20 protein-coding genes are annotated in these 24,220 nt (G+C 41.1%); 4 read left to right on the top strand and 16 right to left on the bottom strand.

Going from position 1 to position 24,220, the window contains the following annotated elements; genetic code table 11:
- Window positions 1–385, top strand: a 385-nt coding sequence (locus tag VGA95_13655) for a DUF3568 family protein (GenBank protein ID HEX9667588.1), incomplete at its 5' end; no start/stop codon positions are given.
- Between the two features lie 46 nt (window positions 386–431).
- On the opposite strand, the gene VGA95_13650 is transcribed toward VGA95_13655, so the two are convergent.
- From VGA95_13650 to VGA95_13610, 9 genes are all read right to left on the bottom strand, one after another.
- Window positions 432–1,190 carry a PmeII family type II restriction endonuclease gene (locus VGA95_13650; protein ID HEX9667587.1) on the bottom strand — a complete coding sequence of 253 codons (759 nt, stop codon included), beginning with the start codon at window positions 1,188–1,190 and terminating at the stop codon, window positions 432–434.
- Complete coding sequence (locus VGA95_13645; protein ID HEX9667586.1) at window positions 1,171–2,028, bottom strand: site-specific DNA-methyltransferase; 858 nt, start codon at window positions 2,026–2,028, stop codon at window positions 1,171–1,173. The genes VGA95_13650 and VGA95_13645 overlap by 20 nt, the downstream gene beginning before the upstream one ends.
- A 120-nt stretch (window positions 2,029–2,148) precedes the next feature.
- Complete coding sequence (locus VGA95_13640; GenBank protein HEX9667585.1) at window positions 2,149–2,406, bottom strand: (Fe-S)-binding protein; 258 nt, start codon at window positions 2,404–2,406, stop codon at window positions 2,149–2,151.
- A 4-nt stretch (window positions 2,407–2,410) separates the two neighbouring features.
- Entirely contained in the window at window positions 2,411–2,620 is a 210-nt protein-coding gene (locus VGA95_13635; GenBank protein ID HEX9667584.1) for a hypothetical protein, read from the bottom strand.
- A complete protein-coding gene (locus VGA95_13630) occupies window positions 2,620–2,838 on the bottom strand; it encodes a hypothetical protein (GenBank protein ID HEX9667583.1) in 219 nt (72 codons plus the stop codon). The genes VGA95_13635 and VGA95_13630 overlap by 1 nt, the downstream gene beginning before the upstream one ends.
- 52 nt (window positions 2,839–2,890) lie before the next feature.
- On the bottom strand, window positions 2,891–4,243 hold the full coding sequence (locus tag VGA95_13625) for a heterodisulfide reductase-related iron-sulfur binding cluster (GenBank protein ID HEX9667582.1): 1,353 nt from the start codon (window positions 4,241–4,243) through the stop codon (window positions 2,891–2,893).
- Window positions 4,240–5,010, bottom strand: a complete 771-nt coding sequence (locus VGA95_13620) for a DUF3891 family protein (protein ID HEX9667581.1) — start codon at window positions 5,008–5,010, stop codon at window positions 4,240–4,242. Before VGA95_13620 ends, VGA95_13625 begins: the two co-directional genes overlap by 4 nt.
- Entirely contained in the window at window positions 5,011–6,273 is a 1,263-nt protein-coding gene (locus VGA95_13615; protein HEX9667580.1) for an FAD-binding oxidoreductase, read from the bottom strand. It lies immediately after the preceding gene.
- Window positions 6,274–6,422: 149 nt separating this feature from the next.
- Window positions 6,423–7,910 carry an FAD-linked oxidase C-terminal domain-containing protein gene (locus tag VGA95_13610; protein ID HEX9667579.1) on the bottom strand — a complete coding sequence of 496 codons (1,488 nt, stop codon included), beginning with the start codon at window positions 7,908–7,910 and terminating at the stop codon, window positions 6,423–6,425.
- A 540-nt stretch (window positions 7,911–8,450) separates the two neighbouring features.
- On the opposite strand from VGA95_13610, the gene VGA95_13605 reads away from it, so the two are divergent.
- The 3 genes from VGA95_13605 (at window position 8,451) to VGA95_13595 (ending at window position 11,507) form a co-directional block, all read left to right on the top strand.
- The gene (locus tag VGA95_13605) at window positions 8,451–9,554 is read left to right on the top strand and encodes an amidohydrolase family protein (GenBank protein HEX9667578.1); all 1,104 of its coding nucleotides are present in this window, start codon (window positions 8,451–8,453) and stop codon (window positions 9,552–9,554) included.
- A 115-nt stretch (window positions 9,555–9,669) separates the two neighbouring features.
- The gene (locus tag VGA95_13600) at window positions 9,670–10,284 is read left to right on the top strand and encodes an L-threonylcarbamoyladenylate synthase (GenBank protein HEX9667577.1); all 615 of its coding nucleotides are present in this window, start codon (window positions 9,670–9,672) and stop codon (window positions 10,282–10,284) included.
- Window positions 10,284–11,507, top strand: coding sequence for a DUF1015 domain-containing protein (locus VGA95_13595; protein ID HEX9667576.1), 1,224 nt, complete (start codon window positions 10,284–10,286; stop codon window positions 11,505–11,507). Before VGA95_13600 ends, VGA95_13595 begins: the two co-directional genes overlap by 1 nt.
- 108 nt (window positions 11,508–11,615) lie before the next feature.
- On the opposite strand, the gene VGA95_13590 is transcribed toward VGA95_13595, so the two are convergent.
- The 7 genes from VGA95_13590 to VGA95_13560 form a co-directional block, all read right to left on the bottom strand.
- Window positions 11,616–14,429: a CHAT domain-containing tetratricopeptide repeat protein gene (locus tag VGA95_13590; protein ID HEX9667575.1), complete on the bottom strand. Its 2,814-nt coding sequence runs from the start codon at window positions 14,427–14,429 to the stop codon at window positions 11,616–11,618.
- Window positions 14,430–14,440: 11 nt separating this feature from the next.
- Window positions 14,441–16,702 carry a hypothetical protein gene (locus VGA95_13585; GenBank protein HEX9667574.1) on the bottom strand — a complete coding sequence of 754 codons (2,262 nt, stop codon included), beginning with the start codon at window positions 16,700–16,702 and terminating at the stop codon, window positions 14,441–14,443.
- A gap of 24 nt (window positions 16,703–16,726) precedes the next feature.
- Window positions 16,727–19,078, bottom strand: coding sequence for a beta-propeller fold lactonase family protein (locus VGA95_13580; GenBank protein HEX9667573.1), 2,352 nt, complete (start codon window positions 19,076–19,078; stop codon window positions 16,727–16,729).
- Between the two features lie 784 nt (window positions 19,079–19,862).
- A complete protein-coding gene (locus tag VGA95_13575) occupies window positions 19,863–20,753 on the bottom strand; it encodes a hypothetical protein (GenBank protein ID HEX9667572.1) in 891 nt (296 codons plus the stop codon).
- Window positions 20,754–20,833: 80 nt separating this feature from the next.
- Window positions 20,834–22,294: a beta-propeller fold lactonase family protein gene (locus tag VGA95_13570; GenBank protein HEX9667571.1), complete on the bottom strand. Its 1,461-nt coding sequence runs from the start codon at window positions 22,292–22,294 to the stop codon at window positions 20,834–20,836.
- A 380-nt stretch (window positions 22,295–22,674) separates the two neighbouring features.
- On the bottom strand, window positions 22,675–23,361 hold the full coding sequence (locus tag VGA95_13565) for a hypothetical protein (protein ID HEX9667570.1): 687 nt from the start codon (window positions 23,359–23,361) through the stop codon (window positions 22,675–22,677).
- Window positions 23,362–23,982, bottom strand: a complete 621-nt coding sequence (locus VGA95_13560; protein HEX9667569.1) for an RNA polymerase sigma factor — start codon at window positions 23,980–23,982, stop codon at window positions 23,362–23,364. It abuts the gene before it with no gap.
- Window positions 23,983–24,220: the final 238 nt, after the last annotated feature.

Raw genomic sequence — 24,220 nt, 5'->3', positions numbered from 1 at the left:
TTTTGCATTGCTTGGAATTATTCCACTTTTGAATATTGGTTGTGTTGCTGCTGCCGTTGGAGGGGCAGCCGGTGTAGCAGCCGGAGCCGGAACAGTCGCTTACATAAAAGGCGAATTGAAGGCTACTAAGGTATATAATGTGCCTACAGTTTGGAAAGCAACAGAAAAGGCAGTCGATGAGTTGCAATTGGTGGTAACTGACAAATACAGCGATGCGACAGCCGGAATGCTCGAAGCAATGACGGCCGATAACAAGAAGGTGCGAATAAGCCTTAAGAGGCAGGGAGACAATATTACGGAGATTACGATTAGAGTCGGTACTTTCGGGGACGAAGAACTTTCACGCTTTAATTTGAGTAAAATTAAGAAGAATCTGACGGGATAAGCAGCCTTAAATCCTTGTTTGATTCATTTATTTAAAAGTGCATGAATTATTTCTTTGGTATTATTCTCTTCGGTTTTTCAGTTGAAGAATTAAATTTAACTAACGCATCCCAGTCTATTTTTCCGTCCTTGCAATATTGTTGGATAAATTCCAATGTAAATTTATTAATTATCTTGGAGTAAGCTTCCAAAAAAGCCTCATTTTTCTCCTTTGCTTTATGGCCTAGTGGCTCAATGATGTCCAGGTATAAGGATTCGTTTCCAGAAATAAATTCCCAAAATTTTTGCCCACAATATTTGTAATAGTCTCCCTTGTCTGGTTTGTTATCTCGACCATAACAACATCCGTTTACAGCAACAATCTGTTGGTGCGAGCTGCTAGTTCTTAGAATTCTTTTCGCCTTTCTAAAATCCTCTTTCAATTTATTAATTTGGCGACTATTACCCCAGTTTGGACCAGATTTAATTGAAACTATATATCTGATTCTATCTTTATCGAATTCTAAATCAATACCATCTGCGGAAGACTTTTTTCCATTATAAACTCTTTCATTTATGAAAATAGCTAAACCTTCCAGAAAATCACCGAATATCGCTTCTTCTTGAGAAGATAGATATGCATCGAGAAGTGTTTTTACTAAATCATAGGCAGTTAGAATGTTCCTTGCCTTGAATAAATATGGGTTTTTTCTTTGTAAGACTTCATTTAATTTTAGTTCCTCAAGGTTTTGTAAACGTTTAGTGTGAAAAATACCTATGTTATGTTCAACATATTCCGTTACATTTTTAGTTTCGATTGATTTCATATCGCCTCTTTTTCTCAAGTAGGAAATATTTTTTGGGGTGTATTTCAGAAGAGGCAAAATTGTAATAATCTTTTTTTATTTCTATCCCTATAGAGTTTCTTCGGAGTCTCTGCGATGCTTTAATAGTTGCTCCAGATCCCATAAATGGATCCAATACCCAATCTTGTTCTTCCGTGAAGAGTTTAATAAACCATTCTGGTAAAGACTCGGGAAATACCGCACTATGTTTTTTATTATTACATTCGGTTGCCATGTGTAATACATTGGTTGGATATACCTTATCTCTACCTAACCAGTTAGAGACATTTTTCCCAAAGCCGCTCCCAACTTTTGATTCATCCCTAATTTTATCAGTAGCACTTAAATTCCTTAGCCTAGTTCTTGCCCAGTCTCCCATTCGAACCATAACGGCTTCCTGAAACATCTTAAATCTCTTATTTTTATTAAATTGAAGGAGCCTTTCCCATGAATCTCTGAAGCGGTTTGGCCATTTTCCAGGATAGGAATTTTTTTTACACCACATATATTCCTCTGTCCATAACCACCCTTGATTTCGCATTTCCAAAATTAGTTCCAGTACGTAAGTGTGGCGTTCACCATTGAATGCTCTTTCTTTTATGTTCAATATAAAAGTTCCAGTGGGCTTTAGGACTCTTAGTAACTCTTTAGAAATTGGTAAAAACCATTCAACGTACTTATTTGGATGAATTCCCCCGTACGTATTTTTCCTTTGATCCGCATATGGTGGAGAGGTTACTATTAAATCGATTGAATCATCTTCCAATGTTTTTAATTCTTCTTTACAATCTCCAAGTATTAAATTGGCAATTATTTCCATATTATTTTTAAGAATTTAGGGTTCTGTAAAGCTCAAGAATTCATAATGAAAAGGATAATTCTAATTTTACAAAAAATCTACCCTTTTTTCCAAATAATAAATCTTTATAAGTAAGATTTTTCAAGTAAAATTTCGAGTTCCACTATATGCCCAATCCACGAGCTCAATCGGATGAGCGGTTTTAATGTTTAAACCATGTCGTTTAATACCCATTTGAATCTGAAGGAGGCAGCCGGGGTTTCCCGCTATCAAGAGTTCAGCATTTGTTTCTTTGAGATTTCTGATCTTTCTTTCAAGTAGCTTTTCTGACATTTCAGGTTCGACGAGGTTGTAAATCCCTGCGCTTCCACAGCAGAGCTCAGACCCTGGAAGTTCGATAGATTTATTCCTTCCAATGTTTTTTTGCTCGGTTAAATATCTCGTCTATTGTTTGTCCTTTATATAGTCGTCGAGAGATGTCTACATAGTCTGTTGGTTCACGATGTAGCATAGACAGAAATCTAAGGGCTGCGGTGGGGCCAAGCGCCTTGTTTAACTCTTCTATCCCACTGATCCTTATTTCGGCATCGTCCATTATTTTCTTCTTCTTCATTAGCTCATCTCCTGTCTAATATAATCTACCGGATTCATAATTACTATCTCAAGTTTTAATCTTTTAAGCCACTTAATTAGCCTATCATCTCGACCTTCGTCTCTTTCTGCTTTTACAAATATCTCTTGGCATGCCAGACTCTCCATCTGGATTCTCATCTGCCGGAAGTCATCGAAGCCTCTCTGAAAGCAGTTATAGTCGAGATAAATTAAATCCATATCTAAACCGACTCTTCAATATCACCGTTTTTCACTGCGATGTAAAAACTCTCTATAGATTTCGGTTATTCTTACCAAGCAAAGAATAGTCCCCCCGGTACGCCCAATCGAGTAATTCAACTGGGTGGGCGGCTTTGATGTTTAATCCATTTTCTCTTATACCCATTTGAATCTGAAGGAGGCAGCCGGGGTTTCCCGCTATCAAAAGTTCAGCATTTGTTTCTTTGAGATTTCTGATCTTTCTTTCAAGTAGCTTTTCCGACATTTCAGGTTCGACGAGGTTGTAAATCCCTGCGCTTCCACAGCAGAGCTCTGATTCTGGAAGTTCTATGAATTCAATTCCGGGGATCTTTTTTATTATGTCTCTCGGCTGTGATTTTATTCTCTGCGCCTGGGCGATATGACATGCATCCTGGTAAGTAACCCGGCATTTTACTTCCCTTAGTTCTCCCTCAAGCCCTATTTCGTCCAAAAACTCCATTATGTCTTTTGTCTTATTACTTATCCTTTCGGCACGTTCTGCGTAAGACTCATCTCCTTTGAGAAGATCTTTATACTCTTTCATAGCGGAACCACAGCCTGCGGAATTTACAATAATCGCATCATAATCAGATCTTTCAAAGATATTTATGTTTGTTCGTGCAAAATCTCTTGCTTCTGACATTCTTCCTGAATGAAGTGAGAGCGCCCCGCAACATCCCTGATTTCTGGGCACGACCACCTCACAACCGTTTTCGGATAGGACCCTGACAGTTGCTTCATTTGTATGAGGAAATAAAACACTCTGAACACATCCACTGAGGAATGCGACTCTATAACGTTTTTTTCCCATTGCAGGTATAAGATTTGGCGTTGATGGAAATAGTTCTGAAGATTTGATAGCTGGCAGCATATCATCCATTTTTGAAAGCCTTGAAGAAATCTTTCGAAGTATGCCTGAAGTATGGACCAAATGTTTTAGTCCGCTCACTTGATATAAATAAAGTAATGGAAGAAGTAATCTTAGCCTTTTGGGGTAAGGGAAAATTGAAAATATCAGGAGTCGGTGAAGCTTATCTGAAAATGGTCTTTCGTAGCGTCTTTCAATCTGAGACCTAGCTGATTCTATAAGCCTTGAATATTTAACACCTGAGGGACAGGCAGGTTCACAGGCTATGCATCCCAGACACATATCCAGGTGTTTTACCAGGGAGCCACCCATTGGTATTTTGCCTTCTAAAGCGGATTTCATCAGGTAAATTCTTCCTCTTGGGGAATCCAATTCATTTCCGGTTTCGAGATAGGTAGGACACGCTGATAAGCAGAAACCGCAGTGAACGCAGTCCTGAATTAGGTCGGGACTGGGCCGATCTATTTCATCAAACGCCTGAAATTTTGTTGTCCCTTCTTCGATTATTATTCTCATTCACTCTTAATTGATAATTCAAGAGCTTCAACGTTGGATTCATTCAATATTTGCCGGAGCTCTTTGTCACTATTAAATCTTTTTTGATTTGCTTTTTTCCCAATTATTTGAAATCTTAGTATATCTTGAGAAAAGGGGAAAGGGTTAATATTATAATTTTTACCATCGCTTGATATTAACTTCAGTTTAAAAGCCGTTCCATCATAGTTAAGGGGCACCGAGTCAATCTCGGTTGTATGCCATCCATGACAAAGAGCCAAAGAGATTATGTCGCCAACTTGCACAAGCCTTAAATCTATTTTTGCTTTTCTTGGAAGGGGTGGCAAATCAGAATTTGAGCACTCCAGATTTAGGGAACTGGCTATGAATCTATTCATTTCGAGGTTTAAACTCCCAGGTTCACTATTTCCTTCATTCGTATCAATTATTTTTTGATTGAAGACCCTGAAATGGAGCGCTATCAAAGCTGAAGCATAGGGGTGATCGGACGAGTATCTCTCATAACTTCTTTTCCAAATTATTTCCTGGTCAGGAAAGTCCATCTCCATGAAATTCATGGGAAACCGAGTTTGAGTGTTGACCCTTGGAGAGGAATCCCACTCCCTCCAGCCGTTATCGTGTTCTGTTATTGCAAAAAGGACTTCATCCCGGGGATCGGGTGGTTCAAAGGCATCATTGCCCCAGAAATTCATGATTTGTCCTGAAAGGACTGCGTGGTCATGTTGATTTATTAAAAACCAGCCTTCCTTATCTTCTCTTCTAATCATCTAAATCCCACCTACAAATCTGCCGGGGTTAATTACGCCATTTGGGTCGAATTGGGATTTTAATTTTTTCATGATAGATAGGGATGACCCTATTTCACCCCAAACATCAATCTCGGATTTGATCGAAGGAGGAGCTTGTTGAATTATCATAGTGCCATTTAATGAATTTACCAGTTCACGAAGTGATATGGCAGCCTTAATAACGTTCGGAATTTCGCCGTCCAATGAAATTATTAAAACACCATTGCCGGCACGTGCCGATGCTAGAATGCCAAGTCCGGAATTTTTGGAAATATCCTCTAATTTCTCAAAAATAATTGATAAATCTTTAATTAAAACACTTGCCTTACAAACAGCCGTTTTGTCTTTATCTTGTGTCCAGGGAAATTCTGTGATTTCATACCAGAATTTTTCTTCTATTTCGCCTTCAAGAATCACTCCTTGACCCTTGTGGCTTGAGCATATTTCCTTCAATTTAGCTGACTGACTCTTTACAGCCTTTTCAACACTTTCAAATCTTATCGCCAGTACATACTCATTACTCTTTAAATTTAGTTTCAGCTTGGTGGAGATAGACTCGGATAGAGACGAATTAACTAATTCAAGGCATGCGGGGGTGAGAGAAGAGTTTAAGATTGAAAGGGCTGTTTCATGCGCCGTCTGAAGTGAGGGTAAGCTGACAATGAAGGTTTGGGAATACTCTGGAATTGTGTAGAGTCTCAATGTCGCTTCGACAATTATGCCGAGTGTACCGAGAGAACCAACGAAGAGTTTCGGTATGTCATATCCGGCCACGTTTTTAACGACCTTAGCACCGGCCTTAGCAATTTCACCATCTGGACGAACAATCTTAATCCCTAATATGAGCTCCCTCATTGTTCCGTGTGTTGTTCCGGATCTGAGTCTTTTTGGGCCACTGTCATTGGTGGCAATTATTCCTCCGATAGTAGCACCTCTTTTCAGATGGGGAGGATCTATAGGCAGTGATTGATTTTTATCTTTAAGGGCTGTTTGGAAGTCATGTAAAGTGATGCCTGATTCTGTAGTGGCAACAAGGTCAGAGTCGTTATGCTCAATGAGTCGGTTGAGTCTATTTGTAATTATTATGATATCTGCCTTTTCCGGCTTGTTACCTATACCGATTTTTGTACCACCACCCCACGGTATAACAGATAGCGACTCTCGATTGGCGAGTTTTATGATTTCAGAGATTTCTTCTTTGGTATTTGGAAACACAATGAGGCTTGGAGTTTTACCATCCACTGAATAGTCTTCCAGCTGGTGTGATTGGTCGAAAATATTGGTCCTTCCAACTATGTTGCTTATCTCTTTGATTGGCCCTAACATAAATAATGATTTAATTTATGCTTATATCGATTAGATTTTCGGATTGTATTAAAATATGAAAGTTATCAGTACATCTCACCCATCCCCGCTTTTTGTATTGGATGTACTTTATAGGATTGACCTCCTTGTTCGACACATGTGCGGGGGGTTGGGAATAATTTACCCGGGTTACAGAGTCCATTAGGATCGAAACTGCATCGTATAAGATTCATGGTATCCAGATCATTTTCATCAAACATAGTGGAGATAAACTGTTTTTTGTCATATCCAACTCCATGTTCGCCAGTTATGCTTCCACCGGCTTCAACGCAAACCTTTAAAATATCACCAGCCAACTCTCCAGTTTTCTCAGTGTCTCCCGGCTTAGAAGAGTTGTAAAGGATGAGGGGATGCAGATTGCCGTCCCCAGCATGAAAGACGTTTGCAACTCGGAGTCCATATTCCGTGCTTAAGATGTTGATCTCTCTAAGTACTTCGGGAAGCTTACTCCTCGGAATAACACCGTCTTGTACATAATAGTCCGGGCTAATTCGTCCCATCGCGGCAAAGGCACTTTTTCTGCCCTTCCAAAATAATGCCCTTTGTTCATCATCCTTTGCAATCCTTATCTCTTTTGCATTGTTTTTCTTTAGTACTTCCAAGACAAGTGGCATCCCGGCTTCAATTTCATCAACAGGTCCATCTAGCTCTACCAGGAGTATTGCTCCCACATCATCGGGATACCCTGCCTGAACAGCCATATTAACTGCTTTGATGCTAAAGTAATCCATAATTTCCATGCCAGCAGGGATTATTCCCTTTGCCGTGATTCCGGAAACGGCACCACCAGCATCTTCAATTTTCTCAAAGGCTGCAAGGAATGTTTTGACAGATTCTGGTTTTCTAATTATTCGTAAAACTACCTTTGTGACAATTCCTAATAATCCCTCCGAGCCTACAAACAGCCCAACTAGATCATAGCCGGGTCTATCTGTGGTTTTTCCACCCAACTGTACTATTTCGCCATCCGGCAGGACCACCTCTAAGCCGAGAACATGATTCGTAGTAACGCCGTATTTTAGGCAGTGGACACCTCCTGAGTTTTCGGCTACGTTTCCACCAATGGTGCATACAATCTGGCTGGACGGATCAGGAGCATAGTAATATCCACTGCTGCTAATTGCATTGGTAACCCATACGTTTATCGCACCAGGCTCAACAACTACTCGCTGATTCTCGATGTCAACCTCTAATATTCGGTTCATACGTGCTAGAGATATCACAATTCCCTCTTCAGTTGGTAGCGCACCCCCTGAGAGACCTGTTCCCGCACCCCTTGGAACAAATGGTATTTTTTCTTGATTGCATAATTTTATAACCTCAGAAATCTCTCTTGTTGATCTTGGAAGAACTACAAATTTTGGCTTGATACTATATGCTGTTAGTGCATCACATTCGTAGGCGATCAGTTCATCGGGTGAAGAAATTACCCCTTCTTCGCCTAAAATCTGAATCAGCCTTTCAGCAAAGAGGGTTTTCCACTTACTTGAATAGTTTGCCGGTTTGCTGCTCATGATAGTTTCAAGCTTAAGTCTTTATAACAAAACAATTATATCATACTGAGTGGGCTATACCATTCTAATCGTGACCTAACCTTTTTTGTCATCCTGAACTCGATTCAGGATCTCTCATTATCATTTCAAACACCTCGGCTTTGCTCATAAAAGGCCTGGTAAGAAATGTAAATAAAAATAGCGGAGGGAGTCGAGGCTAGAGAACCTCACCTAGCGACAGGAGGAGTGGCTTCTAGCCGGGATAATGATGGCGACCTAACCTGTCCTTAAGTCCTGAGCAGTGAGCGCTTCGACATAGCTCAGCACAGGCATGCCGGACTGTCGAAGGATCGAAGGGAGGTCGCTGCTACATTACATTTATTTATTTTCTAGAGGATGGCTTTCGTCTTCCATTACTCGTCAATCAGAGTTTATCTCGGGATTTCTTTAATTCCTGAAACAAGTTAATAATGACAATCTCTCAGACACATTACGGATATAATCAAGATTATTAAATAGGATGAAATACAACAAACATTTAATATCGTTTATATTTAGTTTATGAAATTTGTAGATGCGCATACCCATCTAGAACTTTTTGCGCTTAAATCTGTTCCTGTAGAAAATGCAAGGAGCAAAAAGGATCTGATTGATATGTTGGAAAGCGCGGCGGTGAGACCAGTAATTGCATGGGGCTGGAGCGAGGAATTACTGGGCGAGACGATAACCAAACACGACATTAATGGATTTCCTTTCCACGTGCTTCTTATACGCATAGATGGACATGTGGGAGTGATAAATAATAAAGTCATTGAAGATTTCAACTTGAAGCCATCCCAGAATTTTGATGAAGAAAAGGGATATGTTTTTGAGGAATTACTCAGGTATATAGCCTCTTTACTGAAGCCTAAGGATATAATGAAACCATTGCTTCAGGCGCAAACAGAAGCTCTTTCAAGAGGGATTCTGGAAGTCCATGATTTTGTCGATTATGACGTTGCACATACATATTTTATGATCAGGGAAAAGGGGGACTTACAATTGAATGTCGTTATAATGCCTTACTACGAGGATTATAAAAGAGTTTTAGAGATATTTGACATTTACGGAGAGGACGAGTCAATAAAACTTGGCTGGGTAAAGATCTTTATTGACGGTTCTATCGGTGCTAGGACAGCTTATCTGAAAGAGAGGTATTTCGATCGAGCCAGTAGAGGTAATCTTTTACTAACTGAAGAGCAATTGATTTCTATAATCGTTGAACTTGAAAAAAAAGGATTAAAAATTTCTGTGCATGCGATAGGAGATGGAGCCATAGAGGCTGCTGTGAATTCCTTCGAAAAGGCGAGCACTAGGCTAAAGGGGCATCGGATAGAACATGCCGAATTGATAAGCCTGGATCAGGTTAAAAGGCTGAATGAAATGGGTATTACTCTATGTGTACAGCCTAACTTTAATGTTGTGTTCATGGAGACTTACAAGAAGGCATTGGGAGATGAAAGGGCTTCTATTATAAACCCTATAAAAATGCTGGATGAAATGGATGCTAATATAATCTTCGGCTCTGACATGATGCCGTTTGATCCAAAAGTTGGACTTTGCTATGCTTCGGGCATCTTGGGGCATGAGAAGGCCTTATTCTATTATGGCGGGTGGAGAATTTGAGTTAATTCTGCCATTCTAAATATTAAAACTTTGATTGGGGAATTATGTTCAAAAATGCTTTTATAAAATTACGACTCACCTTTTATCGCAATTACGGAATCGGAGCGCTTAGTCATTGACAGAAGTAATTAAAGAAAAAAACCCTGAATCACCTGCAATTGCAGCATTGATGATAAATAATGGAGGGGTAGTAATATATCCCACTGAAACACTCTACGGACTAGGTGCTAATGCCCTAAGTGAGATATCTGTGAGGAGAGTTTTTGTTACAAAAGGTAGACCGTACGGTAAGCCCATTCCACTACTTGTAAGAGATATTGAGATGTTTCGTGAAGTGGCAATTGTAACAGAACAGGCATCTAAGCTTATTCGTAGTTTTCTTCCGGGCCCACTAACTCTTGTGCTCGATGAAAAGATAAACTTCCCAGGCCTCATCACAGCAGATACTGGAAAAGTAGCTGTCAGAATATCGAACCATCCATTCGTGAAACAGTTATTCAGGTATATTTCACAGCCATTAACATCTACTAGCGCAAATATCAGTGGAGGGGGTAATTTATACGATATAAAAGGTATATATGATGCGTTTAACTCTAAGGTTGACCTTATAATTGATTCGGGTACTCTACACCCGTCAAAGGGTTCTACCGTAGTTGATTTGACAAAATCTCCACCATCGATTATCAGGGAGGGTGAGATTAGTAGAGAATTGATTGAGGAATTTTTTTAATGTCTGTTGTAACCGGGTTTCGCGGCTTTCGTTACAATCCAAAGAAAATTGACGATGTAATAAAGGTTCTTGCCCCTCCTTATGATGTAATTAGTAGAGAAGAACAGGAAGAGCTTTACCGTGTAAGTCCTTATAATGTAGTTCGCCTAATCCTTTCTAAGTGCGATGGTGAAAAGAAATACTCTGAAGCCGGTGAAACCTTTAGAAATTGGATTTCTGATAATGTTCTAATTCAGGATACCGAGCCCTCAATTTATCCCTATCACCAGGAATTTAATATAGATGGGAAACAGATTAGGCGAAGGGGATTTATTGCTGCTGTCAGGATAGAGGATTTTTCCACGAAGATTATTCTGCCTCACGAAAGGACATTTCCCAAACCCAAGATGGACAGGTTGAAGCTAACGCTGGCATGCAAGGCGAACCTAAGCCCAGTTTTTTCTATTTATTCTGATCCTGAAGGGTTGATAGAAAAGGATATAGACAAACGTATAAATGGACCCTTGATTGATTCCCTATACAAAGATGGCGTAAGGAATTGGCTCTGGAAGATTTCTGACCAAGATTTAATATCGAAAATAAAAACAAGGATGTCAGATTGTAATCTCCTAATTGCGGATGGGCATCATCGTTATGAAACAGCCCTCGAGTATAGAAATCTAAAGACGAAAGATCCGGGTACCGGGTCTGGCGAGCGGCCATATGAATACGTGATGATGTATCTCTCTCGTGCTGAAGATGATGGACTTTTGATCAACCCTACTCACAGGGTTTTAAAAAATCTCGACTCCCTGGATCTAGAAAATTTCATTCAGAAAATAGGCGAGAGGTTTAATATAAAGAGAATTGATTTTAATGAAGCCGTCTCATCCATCGGTCATCGGGAATTTCTCATGGTGACAAAAGACACTGAGAGTGTTATTAAGGTTTCGCCCAAGAACCTTTTTCCGGAATCGTATAAGAATTTAGCGGTGATGCTCCTACATAACGTTGTGCTTGAAGAGATAATTACCGAAGAGAAATCGGAAATATTTTATACAAAGTCTATAAAGGAAGTATCTGAGCTTGTTAAAAGTGGGCAATATGTACTTGGCTTTATTCTCCCTCCGCTTACAGCCTTGGATATATTTGAAGTAGTCTTAGCGGATGAAAAGTTGCCCCACAAAACAACATATTTCTATCCAAAGGTTCTTTCAGGGCTGGTCTTTCATCGACTTGAGTGAAGATTAGAACTTATGGGATCGGCGTAGTGTTTTAGCAAGCACGAATGAGTTAAAACTAATCCCCTCGTATCCAAACAATTGCAGCAACTGCAGGGTATTCTCAATTAACTACATCCAGTTATCAAACAATACGAAAGGAGCCCAGTAATAAGGATGAGAGTATTTATCGTGTCTCTGAATCATATCGATCTGAGCCTCACGAAAAGCTATATACAGGGGTTTCCCATCCTTAAGGTTATTGTAAAAATCCCTCATTAGAGTAGCGGTACCCTGATCGCTTATGTCCCAGAGCGTTGCAATCACGTATGGAACTTCCACCCAGGCAAAAGCAAACGCTAGTGTGGCAAGCTGGGTGCCTGATGGATCTGTTTGAAAAGGGTCTATAGCCGTACTACAAGCCGAAAGTACAACGGAATCGATGTTTTCTGCTGGTGTCAGCTCTGTAATGTCGGTCGTAGAGATTTTGCCTGTATCGGACGGGGCAAGTAAGATAAATTGACCTTCATCATTCAATACCACATGGGCAGACATATGGACTCTCGGGTATTTGTCCCAATTTTTCTTAAAGTTATCTTTAGTGGCTTCCCCTTCTAAAAATACGAGGGCACTCGGGAATAAATCCTTTATAGCCTGAACCTCTTTCTTAGAATATGGAAGGTCTAGCTTCGGATCCTTAAGGTCCGGATTCCCAAAGGCAATTATGTTTTCGAAACTTTTCGCTTTTCCATTTCTTACTGCTAGGCCTGGTTGGTCAATATTTGTAAAATAAACTAGACTTTTTTGTTCAAGAAAGAATTCTAATCCGCCATTTGCCTTTTGCTCGGATAAAGCCTGAAAGGGTAGGTAGTTAAGAATTCCGAAAGGAATAATACCTACTATTTGTGAGTCTCCTATATCTTCTTTTACCGGTTCTACAAGAATGTTGTATAAGCCTAAAGAGAGTTCGTCAAGGAGGTTTTTATCTTTAGCAGTATTATCTGAGGTGAACTTTAGCCTGTGTGCCCCAGAAGGAGACCTTTCAAAAATCAATCTTCTAAAATCAGACACCATTCTATTCAACTCTTCTTTTTTTATGGAGATACTTTTAACCGTTATACCGGATCGGCTGGCCGTAAAAATATAACATTCATCTTCTGTAATGAAGTACTGCAACATGGTGAAGTTCGGGGGAAGTCCCCCCTCTTCTCTTAGAATCGACAAATTCGGTGGTGATATGCCGAGTACACCATACGCTCTCGGGTAATCTTCTTTTAGCCGTGAGATTACCTGATCAAACTCCTCCCGTGTCTTTGCCAGGGTCCGTGACAGGTTGTCTATCTTCTCCCGATTAGGCGATAATCTTGATTTCTCCCTGAGAAGCTCATAGTTTATAGAAGCCTCTCGTTTTGAAAGTTCATCATATCTTCTAAGCTGACCCCGAACATTGTCATCAAAGGAACTAATACCACTCTTTCGTAGGTTATCACGAAGGGATTTTGATCTGCTTCTTTGAATGTACTCGAGAGCCTCCTCCGTTTTTCCCTGTCTTATAAGCAGAGATACGAGCTTTTCATAAATCTTTACGTTCACGTCGCTGAATATTTGCTGACCTTCCTCCCCTCCTACAACATCCTCTCTAATTGATTCAAAAACGTCCACGGCTTCTTTGTAGCTCTTTTCGGCTGAAGCCATATCGCCCTTTTCCTCTAAATAAACTCCTTTCCCAAAGAGAGCAACATGAATCCACTCACGGTCTCCCAAGTCTTTATAGATTGATATTGCCTGATCAAAGTTCCGAGTTGCAGCGTCCCATTTCTTCATTTCCCCTTCTACGTAGCCGATATGATTAAAGCTCCTTGCTATTCTATCTTTGACGCCGAGTTTCTTAAAACCACTTAAAGATTCGTTATAGAGGCTAAGGGCTTCTCCGTGATTCCCTTGTTTAAATCTTACTTCTCCAATGTAACTCATAGTTATTGCAGTCATTAGTTGGTCCTGGAGTTCTTCAGTCATACGTAGCGAATCTTCAAAATATCGGAGGGCATCGTCGTAACGTCCCAACTCTTTATAGAGTTCTCCTATGATGCTGAGATTTGTAGCAATCTCAGACTTAATACCTAGTTTCATATTAATTTCTAATGCCCTCTGGTAATTGTCCAAAGCCTTTTCATAGTTGCCCTGCTCTCTATAGACAACACCTATCACATTAAGGGAGTAGGCTTTTAGATTCTCTTCTTTTGCTTCATCGGCAATCTTAAAAGCACGGTTTAGGTATTCGATGGACTCCTGATAGTGTCTCAATCGGAAATGAATAGTAGCTAGATTAACGAGTGTCTTTGCAGTCTGATTTGAATCTTTAATCTCCTCACCGATTCCAAGGGCTTCGGTTAAAAGCCTGATCGATTCCCGGTAGTTTCCGAGATAGCTATATAAGTTGGCAACGTTATTTAGGTTGTGAGCTATCCCAGCCTTATCTTTTAACTCCCTCTGTATTCTTATGGCTTCCTGAATGGATTCAATTCCCTCTTCGTATTTTCCAAGGTCTGTATATATTTTCCCTATGTAACTATAGTCATTAATCAGTCCGGGCTTATTACCCAAAGTACTATTAATTTCTAGAGAGCGGTCATAATATGAGAGTGCCTTATTGAACAGTTTTTTCCCGAGGAGTGCAAAGCCCCCTTTGGATAAAATTTCTGCGATTCTTATTTTATCCTGAGTTAAAGTAGACTCTTTCTCAGCTTGAGAGAGCTTCTCTAAGGATTCGTCATATTTCCCTTTATTATAGAGCTCCGCGCCCTCTTTGATAGTTTGGAATACACGTTCATCGTTGATTTCTATATCAGTCTGCTTTACCGCTACACATGCACCTAGAAAAAACGATAAAAGCAGGAGAGTCGCTATGTAATTAATAATGATTTCTTGAAGATGGGTTTTATTCATGCTCTTCCCATCTAAGGTGAGTCGGCTACGAATATCCCCCATGGTATAGCGAGCCTGGTCGCTGGTCCTTCTATGGTTCGTAAAGGAGTTGCATTCCCTTCGTCAGTTCTCCTGTACACTGTGATTCTATCAGCGGCGTTAGTCACAAATATCTCATCTTGTTCTATATCTACAAAGATTCCTAGTGGTGCAAAAAGCCTAGTATTTGGCCCTTCTATAGTCCTTATGGGTGAAACATTTCCGTCGTCCGCTCTACGATATATTAAAATTTTGTCGTCAAATGGGTTAGTGACAAATAGTTCATCATGTTCTGCATCTGCGAATATTCCAAGCGGGCGTAAAAGTTCCGTATTCTGCCCGGATATAATTCTTAAGGGTGTAACGTCACCTGAATCCCTCCTTCTATATACTGTGATTTCTCCTGGGATATTAATATCGGCTCCATTAGTTACAAATATCTCATTATTCTCCAAGTCTACATATAGACCTTCTGATTCAAAAAGCCTTGTATTGGCACCGCCAATGATTCTTAAGGCAGCAACATTGCCTTCATCGGTTCTCCTTAACGTCGTGATAGCAAAAGGAAGACTAAATATGTTTACCAATATCTCGTTACGTTCAGTAGCCACAAAGATCCCGGTCTGATCTGCTTCTCCCTGGGATATGGTCCTTAGAGGTGCGACATTCCCTTCATCTGTTAATCCATATGTTGTAATCAGGCGACTAGAAAAGTTACTCACAAATATTTCGTTATTCTTCGTATCTGCGAATATCCACTTTGGATTTAAAAGACCCGTATTTGCTCCTATAATTCTCAGGGGAAGAGCTTCTCCCTCATCTGTTTTTCTATAAACTAGGATCGTGTTATTCAGATTTGTCACAAATAGCTCGTTATTCTCTGTATCTAAGAATAAATTTGTCAGCATTCCCCTGTCGAGGAGAGCGCCTGCGCTGTTTGAGTCAACTATAGATAAGGTTCTTATGGGATGGACGTTCCCTGTATCTGTTCTACCATACACTGTGACCGTATTATTGAAGAAGTTAGAGACAAATATTTCGTTACTTTTTCCATCCACGGATATCCCCTCTGGTTCGTTGAGCCCAGTATTGGATCCTTCTATGGTTCTTAAAGGTGTAACATCCCCTTCATCTGTTCTCATATATACGTTGATTCTGTTTTCAAAAATTGGCTCTATATTCGATGGCGGTGGCAAGAGCGGGGAAAAGACAGCCGAGAGGCCAACAAGTATCTCGCCATTTTCTACATCCACGTATAGCGATCTTGGGAAAAAAGATATGCCCTCATCCGTTAGCTCTGATATGTTTATAATTCTTTGAGGCGGGACATCTCCATCATCCGTTCGTCGAAATACTAGGACCCCAGTATTACCAAGTTGGTTGGTGATGAAGAGCTCATCATTTTTGGTATCGACATATATGCCAGCCGGTACAACAATGCTGGTATTTGGACCTTCGATAGTTCTTTTAGGCGAGACATTTCCTTCATCTAATCTTCCATATACCGTGATCGAACTAAAAGTTTCAATCGGATCGACGCTATCATCAAAGAACGAATTTATGACGAATATCTCGTCATTTTTCGTGTCAACAAATATTCGTACTGGTCCGAAAAGGCCTGTATTTGGTCCCCCTATCGTTCTTTTAGGAGAAACATTCCCTGCATCTGTTCTCTCGTATACTGTGATTGTGTCATTGTCGAGGTTGGTTACAAATATCTCATTATTTTCCGTATCTACAAATAATCCTGATGGTAAAAACAGCCCCGTGTCTGACCCGATGCCTCTTACAGGGGCAACATTCCCGCTGTCGTTGGCATCAAAAACCGTGATTATGTTCCCGAAAACATTAGCAACAAATATCTTCCGATTACTAGGAGCAACTGGGGATTCTCCACTACTTTCTCCACCTGCGCCACAACCTGGCACGAGGGTAAGGGTCGATAAGATGGTAATAACAAAAATCATTAAAAGACCAAATCTGCTTTTCCACCTTCGGCTTAGTGCAAAACAGTTTCTTGAAATGGTTGTAAAACCGTTTGACCTGAGCCCTGAGTTTATCGAAGGGTCTATGGACGAATGATTTTCATATAGTCTAAAAGAAACATCCTTCGACGAGCTCAGGATGATCGGATTCCTATTCGGCGAACCCTGTAGCTGCCATTTAACCCGAGTCTGCGGGCTCTCCAAAAAAGAATCGCCCACTAAACCCATAAGCGGGAGGAAAAGTTTGGCGTTTAACAAATTTGATTTCAAAATATCGTCGCCCCCCGCAAAAAATTATTTGATTTCTAATCTGCCAGCTAAGAGTTCATCTTCAGGTTCAGTAATAGGTATCGTGGCAATAACCGAGTTTGTGGATACATCTATCACTGACACTGTACCGCTCAAATAATTCGCTACATAAGCCTTCGTTCCATCATTCGTTATTGCGATCCCAAAGGGTCTATTCCCTACTTCGGTAGTCGATACAACTTCGTTTGATCCAGCGTCGATTACTGACACCGTGTTACCGGCGTCACTAAGCGCTCCTAAGCCGCCGAATACCTCATTACCGGTATCCAAATTACTAACATAAATTCTTGAACCATCTGGTGTTGTTGCCACACCGGCGGGTCCGAATCCGACAGTTACTTCATCGATAACTGTGTTTGTTCCCACGTTTATTACCGACACTATGTTGCCTGGATCGGAAGCACCCGGAGAGGTAATACTGCCGAAACTGGTAACATAAGCCTTGGAACCATCTGGTGCTAGTGCTATACCAAGGGGTCCGGTACCAACAGTTACCTCATCGATAACCTGGTCGGTTGCTATATCTATCAACGATACCGTACCGCCTGCTTGGGAATCTGGAGGGTCATCGACACCACCTAAATTAGTAACATAAGCTGTAGAACCATCCGGGGTTATGGCAATGCCTGCAGGTCCATCTCCAACATTTATTTCATCACTAACCGTTTCGGTTGCTACGTCGATCACCGTTACAGTATCACCGAGTGAGTTCCTGCTACCAAAATTGGCCACGTAAACTCTGGAGCCATCCGGGGTTATTGCTATAGCGATTGGGCCGATTCCAACATTCACTTCATCGATAACACTATTCGTTGCCACATCTACTACAGATACTGAATTGCCTGGTTCAAAGATACTACCGAAATTCGCAACATATAGCTTAGTCCCATCAGGTGTTATTGCCATACCCGTAGGCCCTAGGCCAACAATCACTTCATCGATAATCGTGTTCGTCCCAACATCTATTACTAATACTGTGTTTCCTGGATTATCAGGATTGTTAAAATTACTCACATAAACCTTCGTGTCGTCCGGCGCTATTGTCACAGCGGCAGGCCCAGAGCCGACTGATACTGTAGCAACGACTTGGTCGGTAGATACATTTATTATTGATACTGTGCTGCTATTAGCATTAGGCACGTAAACCTTAGAGCCATCTGGGGTTATTGCCAGACCAAGGGGTCCAAATCCGACAGGTATTGTTGAGATAATCTCATCTGTAGATGCGCTTATCACAGATACCGTATCGGGCCTGTCCAGTACAGCTAGACCGCAACTGCAATTACCTATGTATACTTTGGAACTATCCGGCGTTATCCCTATAGCGATTGGTATATTGCCAACGGCGATCGTTTTTATTACTGTGTCATTTGATACACCTATCACTGAGACAGAGTCACTGACTTTATTGGTAACATAGGCTTTCGAGCCATCGGGGGTTATGGCGACTATGAGGGGGCTGAATCCAACGGAGATTGTTCTGGTCACTTTATCTTCGGATATATCTATCACCGACACCGTATCACTATCCGTGTTAGTTACATAGGCCTTTGAGCCATCCGGGGTTATTGATATATCAGCGGGTCCGGCACCAACATTTATCGTTCTAATGACTTTATTCTTCTGTACATCTATCACGGAGACAGAATTGCTCAATAGATTAGCTACATAGGCCTTAGAGTTGTCGGGCGTTATAGCTATATCAACAGGGTCAAATCCGACGTTTATTGTAGCACTAACTCTGTCTTCTGATATTTTTATCACCGACACTGTAACGCTACCGGAATTAGCGACATAAGCCTTAGAACCATCGGGGGTAATTGATATAGCGACGGGGAGAAGCCCCACAGTGACTGTGGACATGACCCTGTCCGTATTTATATCTATCACCGACACAGTATTCCCTGGTTCGGCAGGAAGACTACCTTCCTTGCTTACATAAGCCTTGGAACCATCCGGGGTTACGGCTATAGCAGAGGGTCCTCTACCAACAGGTATCTCTGTAATGACTCTATTGGTAAATACATCTATTACCGATACCGAGTCCCTCCTTAGGTTAGTAACGTAAACTTTAGAGTTATCGGGTGTGGCTACTGCGACTTGGGGTTCAGAGAAGAATCTAACTAAAGGATGACTCGATGTTACTACGAGCTGTCTACCACCGGGGGCAATAAGCGCCGGAATTATGGGTAAACCGCCGGGACCGGATAAAAGAAATGCCAGGAATCCTCCAACAGCGCTGCAAGAGAGAATAATTAGAGATAGAAGAACTATCTTAATCTTAAGAGACAGACCTTTAATTCTTATTACTACGCTCTCCACCATCTGAATCGTCAACCTTTATTTAAGGCCTTCCAATGCATATAAGAAATCGAGTTATTATAATAGGCCCAATTCCTTAATAATCTCTCTCTGGTTAATTTCATTTTAATAGGGGAAGATTAGTTGAAGGAGCGTAAGGACTGGTTAGTATAATTTTCAGGTATTCTCATAACATAACCATCCCCCATCTATCACCTTTGTTTATCCCTCAGGCGTGATTATAGACCGTGTCAAAGGCTCTAGTCAAGGGAAATTTTGAAGATTGGTAGATAATCTGGGGTGTTAAAATGGCATCACTTTCTTTGGAAGAGCTTATTCCCCATCATTTGTAAATATTAATCCTTTCACCAGAAAAGAAGAATTCCTTGAGCTCTTTAAAAAGTGAGGAAGAATCTCGAGTGTAAGAAACCGAGAGGTCATCAATTTTAATTGAAAGTAATTAGAACCCTCTTTGCCGTATCTTCCTTTTAGCTTGCAATAGGCTCCGAGCGCTTACGGTACCAAATTTCTTCTTGCCAGATGAGTCAAACGCCGCGAACTCAAATACCTTCATTTTGACCCGCCTTCCTTTACTTTTTTCCTTAGTTAGTAACAATGAGTTTGATTTCTAGCAATACCACCACCATTGCAAAGGGGTGCAGGCTTATAGCCAGGTCTCTTTTTGCTCTCTGCTCCTTTCCTTGATAGACATCCACTTCCCCTCCCATATGTTAATTTGTGAAGTCTATCCACTAGAATGGAATAAGCCTTGTTGAACTGTGCCGTGGACCTATTCCCAGCCATGCGGAAAAGCTGGCCACTACTTCAAACCTTTTAGCATCACATTTGTAGGTTCTACGAAGTCAAATGCGGAGTCGAAGCAAGAGCCGCCTATTGCGAACGCGTCAGCACTGGCAGAAGCACTGGCTTTCCCCGCTGAGAAGAGACCGTTATCACTAAATACGGGAGCACTCCAAGTTGTTTCACCTGAACATTCGAAGAACGAAAAGAGAAACCCGCTGATAATTACGTGTCGAGCAAAAAGTTGAGTTAGATTGCCAAAAACGCTAACAGCCGCAGGTTTTGAGCAGGTAACCGTGCCGCTGATGGTAGCAACCCCAGTTGATGGCGAGACCGAACCAACTGGATCGAGCGTCAGGTTGATCTGAAGCGGAGGGGGAGGTAGGTTGACATTGAATACCAAGTTACCGCCTGGCCCACTAGCAAAAGATCCAACCATGAAGAACACTGTCTCACCGGTAGAAGCATCAATGAGAATAGCTGATTGCAACGACGAGCAATCGTCATTACAAGCGATCTGGATGAGCTGACCCTGGTCTAATATGTATGCGGACAAGGTTGTATCGTAGTCGCTTCCAAAGGTATTAGCCTCAATCAGCATGTCCGCAGCAGGAGTGTATGAATACCAAACTGTCGGTCCTTGCCCAGAGCAATCTGGGTCGTTGCGCGCCGTCCTCGCTTCACTCGTGTTGATGGAATCAGTAAAAGGTAGCTGAGTGACCACTGTCGCCTTGTTAAAATCATCGTTGGGTGGGGCTTTGGCAAAAGCCATTGTTCCCAGCATCATAGAACACAAGACGGCCACTACCACTGTCACTGCAACTTGCAAATACTTGTTACCACCTTCGGTTGTAACGTTCTTCTCATCCGTGGATAGTCGAGGTTTGATGATATTAAACATTCTTTTCATTTTAGTTTCCTCCTTGTTTTGATTAAGTTAACTTACGGGTTCTTGTCTAATCTTAGATACAATCAATTGACATCACCTCCTCATGAAGCTCTTCTGTTCCTTCTACGCATTCTTAAGCCGATTGCAAAAGCTGGAATTAAAGGGATTAGAACATTAGCTAAGCCTATTCCAATCTGTGCTGAATCACTGAGTGAGCATCCGTTGCCCTTGCTACGGGGTTTAGAAGTTGGTGTGGGTGTTGGTGTCGGCGTTGGTGTAGTCGTCGGCGAGGCGGTAGGTGTGGGTGTTGGTGTGGGTGTTGGTGTAGCCGTTGGTGTCGGTGTCGGCGTTGGTGTTGGTGTTGGAGTCGGAGTCGGAGTCACGGCAGCACGAATAATACCAATGCCGACAGGTATGTCGCTGTCTGTGTCGATATTAGTAACCGTAAAGTCAGAAAGGTTTACTAACCTAACATCAGGGGACGGAGTAACAGCATCAAAATTATTACCAACAAGAGCAAAGAGTCCGTCGGGAGTTACGCCAACAACATCGACTCCAAAGAATCCACCATTGTATTCTGATAATAAATTTGCCACTCCAGGTCCAAGAGAAACGTCCCCGGGTCCATTTATTCGCAGCTCGGAAAGTTGGCTTGGAGAAGGGGGAACTGAAACCACATAGGCCATATCCCCATCGGGAGAAAACGCGATCGATTGCTGGAATCCTGGAAGCCCTGAGACAAAGGGTGTAGTTCCAGCCACTACCATACCAGGACCCGTTATACTGTAAACGCTTACAGTATCATCTGGTACGCCAAAAAATAAATCAGCGAAATTAGCCACTAAAACAGTCTGGCCATCGGGAGAGACAGCTGCGTTAATGGGGCTATTCCCTGCTGCCAGAGTAGTTTCCGATGTTAGTCCTGAAGATGGATCTATAGGTCCAAAAATGATTCTGTTATTAAAGGTATCACAGACAATCACCGTTTGATTATCAGGTGCGATAGCGATACACCCTGTAGTTGAATCAGGGGTAGTAAGGGTGTATGTTGTTGTGAGAGTAAAAGTTGAAAGGTCAATAACTGCGATCTGGTTCTCCATACCTCCTACAGTCAAAGCAAACTGCCCATTTTGGGCGATAGCAATGTCAATTTCTCCATCAACCGAACCTAATCCTATGTTTATCGAGCCTGCCAAGGTTGGACTTTTAGGGTCTGATACGTCAATTCGAAAGACAGTTTGTGCGCCGCTGTTACCTACCAGGGCGAAATTACCATCAGGGGTTGTTGCAACATCCTGTAAGGGGCCCGTACCACCCAACTGTCCACCAAGAAAGGGCCCAAAGACCGTTGGCGGATTCGTGCCTAGGTCAATTGTGTTAATTGTAAGGTCAAATTCATTAGATACTACAGCGAAGGGGTCAGTATAAGCCTCATTTATCCCAGCGATAAATAAAAAAAATGTTAATATAAAGATACATAGAAATCTTTTCATCGTTCTATACCTCCTTTTATGATTAAGTTTTATGCGAGAACCGAATTCATAGAATTTAGGTTCCTTCATTTTCGTTTCCTCCTCAGTTTTAGAGTTTTGATAATTTTGATGTGTTGGCGATTATATCACTTTCGCATAGAGCAAATGACATCACCTCCTTCCATTTCATTTTGATCCTGTTTTTCGAACTCTCAGGTTATTAGATTAGAGAAAAAAGGTTCTAGAAATGTTCCCGAATTTTTAATGGTGGGTCAGGATCACGGAATATTTCGGAATAGTCTTAGCATTTATAGAAGGATTAATGAATACTGATAATGAATAGAGTTGTATTCTGTTGGGTGATTGTAAAAAGGGGAATAATTAACTGACTATTAAGGGGTGTGAATTCACAAGAAATAGATTTGAGGGAGATAGTAAGAATGCAGGCACCATATGTGCTTGATGGTGGGCTATTTTTTCAAAATCTCAATCTTGATTTTTACATCACCTTTGACTTTTCTTAATTCTCCTTCTTCCTCAACTTCTCCAATTGGCTTTAATCCTTCATAGAGTTCGTTGACACGTTTTAAATCGAGTAATACAAAGAGGATATTCTTACCCTCGAAAGATTGCTTTCTTAAAATTATTCCGCCCAGGTTTGTGATAGTTGTCTGAGTCTCTTTGTTAGCAATATCGATGTCCTTTACATACGCAGTTATTTTTATATCTCCCCAAATCTCTTCAGGTTGTGGCTGCTTTTGAGTAGGAATACCTGCCTGATTAGAGCGGATTCTATCAAGCTCTGGTTTGTAGGCTTTGTATATAAAAATAGAGAGCGCCACTAAGAAGATTGCAGCAAAGGCCTGTATTGGTAATTTTGTGTGGAGTGGGGAAAAAAATCGTTCGAACATTCCCTTTTTTTGCAGGGCTTCTTCTCTGACCCTTGAAATAATCTGCTCAGTGAATAATTTAGGTGTCTCTACCTTCTCAGCGCCCTGTAAGATTTGAATGGTTTTTCTGAGATCAGAGAGTGACTCTCTCATTTCTTCAGACTCTTTTAGTTGCCCATCAATTATGGCCTTTTCTTCTTCAGACAGAGTGCCTTCGATATAAGCTGCAAGTTTTTCTTCCATCGTAAGAGCGTTCTTATCTTTCATCTATATGACTCCTAAAAACCTCTTTAAGCAGTTTTTCAAAAGGACTCTTGCCCTAAAAAGTCTGGATTTAACGGTGCCTTCCGCAATAGTAAGCGTTCGACTTATGTCTTTATATGAGAATCCCTGAATATCTCTTAGGACGACTACTTCCCTGAATTCATTTTCAAGACGGTCTAGACATAACTGCAACTTCTCTTGTATGTTCTCCCTCTCGATAACTTCATCAGGAAGGGGACCGCTTGAAGGGGGATCAACTGAGATCTGGTTATGACCTATATTAACAGTCTTGTATACGGACACGGATTCACGATAATGTTGAGATTTTAACTTCTTTAGGCTTTTTTTTGAATGGTTAATCACTATAACTGAAAGCCAAGTAGAGAACTTGGATATACCTTTAAAACTCTTTATATTTTTATAAGCAGAGACGAAGGCATCCTGTACAACGTCGCAAGCTTCCTCATAGTTTCCGATCATTCTATAAGCAATATTCAACATTTTCTGCTGGTGCTTCCTCACCAGTTCTTCAAAAGCGGCTAAATCTTTTTTTTGGCACAGACTTACCAGTGTGGAGTCTTGGTCTGTTATTATATGATCTTTTTCCCTCATGTACTTTGACAATAATTTACATTAATTGTTCCATCAATTTTAGGGTCATCAGTTAGAAACCCTTGATCGTAATCACTCAGCTTTCTCATAGACTCTATGAGCCTTAGATAGAACAAAAGGGTGGCTGGCATGAAAAATTGAATTATTTTTCTCTGAGATCATTCATTATCGTAGTCACTCAAATGCGAAAATTTTCTAATATCTTCATCTTATTTTTTTTGAATTGTTCTTACCTCCGCTTTTTTAAGCT

It is taken from the genome of Thermodesulfobacteriota bacterium, from assembly GCA_036397855.1.
GTDB lineage: Bacteria > Desulfobacterota_D > UBA1144 > Nemesobacterales > CSP1-2 > DASWID01.
This window is presented reverse-complemented; position numbering and strand designations above follow the sequence as displayed.

What these genes read in the sequence shown, in the direction of transcription:
- VGA95_13620 (HEX9667581.1), bottom strand. Translation starts at nt 5,010, where the DNA reads ATGATTAGAAGAGAAGATAAGGAAGGCTGGTTTTTAATAAATCAACAT.
- VGA95_13650 (HEX9667587.1), bottom strand. Translation starts at nt 1,190, where the DNA reads ATGAAATCAATCGAAACTAAAAATGTAACGGAATATGTTGAACATAAC.
- VGA95_13590 (HEX9667575.1), bottom strand. Translation starts at nt 14,429, where the DNA reads ATGAATAAAACCCATCTTCAAGAAATCATTATTAATTACATAGCGACT.
- VGA95_13625 (HEX9667582.1), bottom strand. Translation starts at nt 4,243, where the DNA reads ATGAGAATAATAATCGAAGAAGGGACAACAAAATTTCAGGCGTTTGAT.
- VGA95_13635 (HEX9667584.1), bottom strand. Translation starts at nt 2,620, where the DNA reads ATGAAGAAGAAGAAAATAATGGACGATGCCGAAATAAGGATCAGTGGG.
- VGA95_13565 (HEX9667570.1), bottom strand. Translation starts at nt 23,361, where the DNA reads ATGAAAGATAAGAACGCTCTTACGATGGAAGAAAAACTTGCAGCTTAT.
- VGA95_13630 (HEX9667583.1), bottom strand. Translation starts at nt 2,838, where the DNA reads ATGGATTTAATTTATCTCGACTATAACTGCTTTCAGAGAGGCTTCGAT.
- VGA95_13610 (HEX9667579.1), bottom strand. Translation starts at nt 7,910, where the DNA reads ATGAGCAGCAAACCGGCAAACTATTCAAGTAAGTGGAAAACCCTCTTT.
- VGA95_13575 (HEX9667572.1), bottom strand. Translation starts at nt 20,753, where the DNA reads ATGAAAAGAATGTTTAATATCATCAAACCTCGACTATCCACGGATGAG.
- VGA95_13570 (HEX9667571.1), bottom strand. Translation starts at nt 22,294, where the DNA reads ATGAAGGAACCTAAATTCTATGAATTCGGTTCTCGCATAAAACTTAAT.
- VGA95_13605 (HEX9667578.1), top strand. Translation starts at nt 8,451, where the DNA reads ATGAAATTTGTAGATGCGCATACCCATCTAGAACTTTTTGCGCTTAAA.
- VGA95_13595 (HEX9667576.1), top strand. Translation starts at nt 10,284, where the DNA reads ATGTCTGTTGTAACCGGGTTTCGCGGCTTTCGTTACAATCCAAAGAAA.
- VGA95_13645 (HEX9667586.1), bottom strand. Translation starts at nt 2,028, where the DNA reads ATGGAAATAATTGCCAATTTAATACTTGGAGATTGTAAAGAAGAATTA.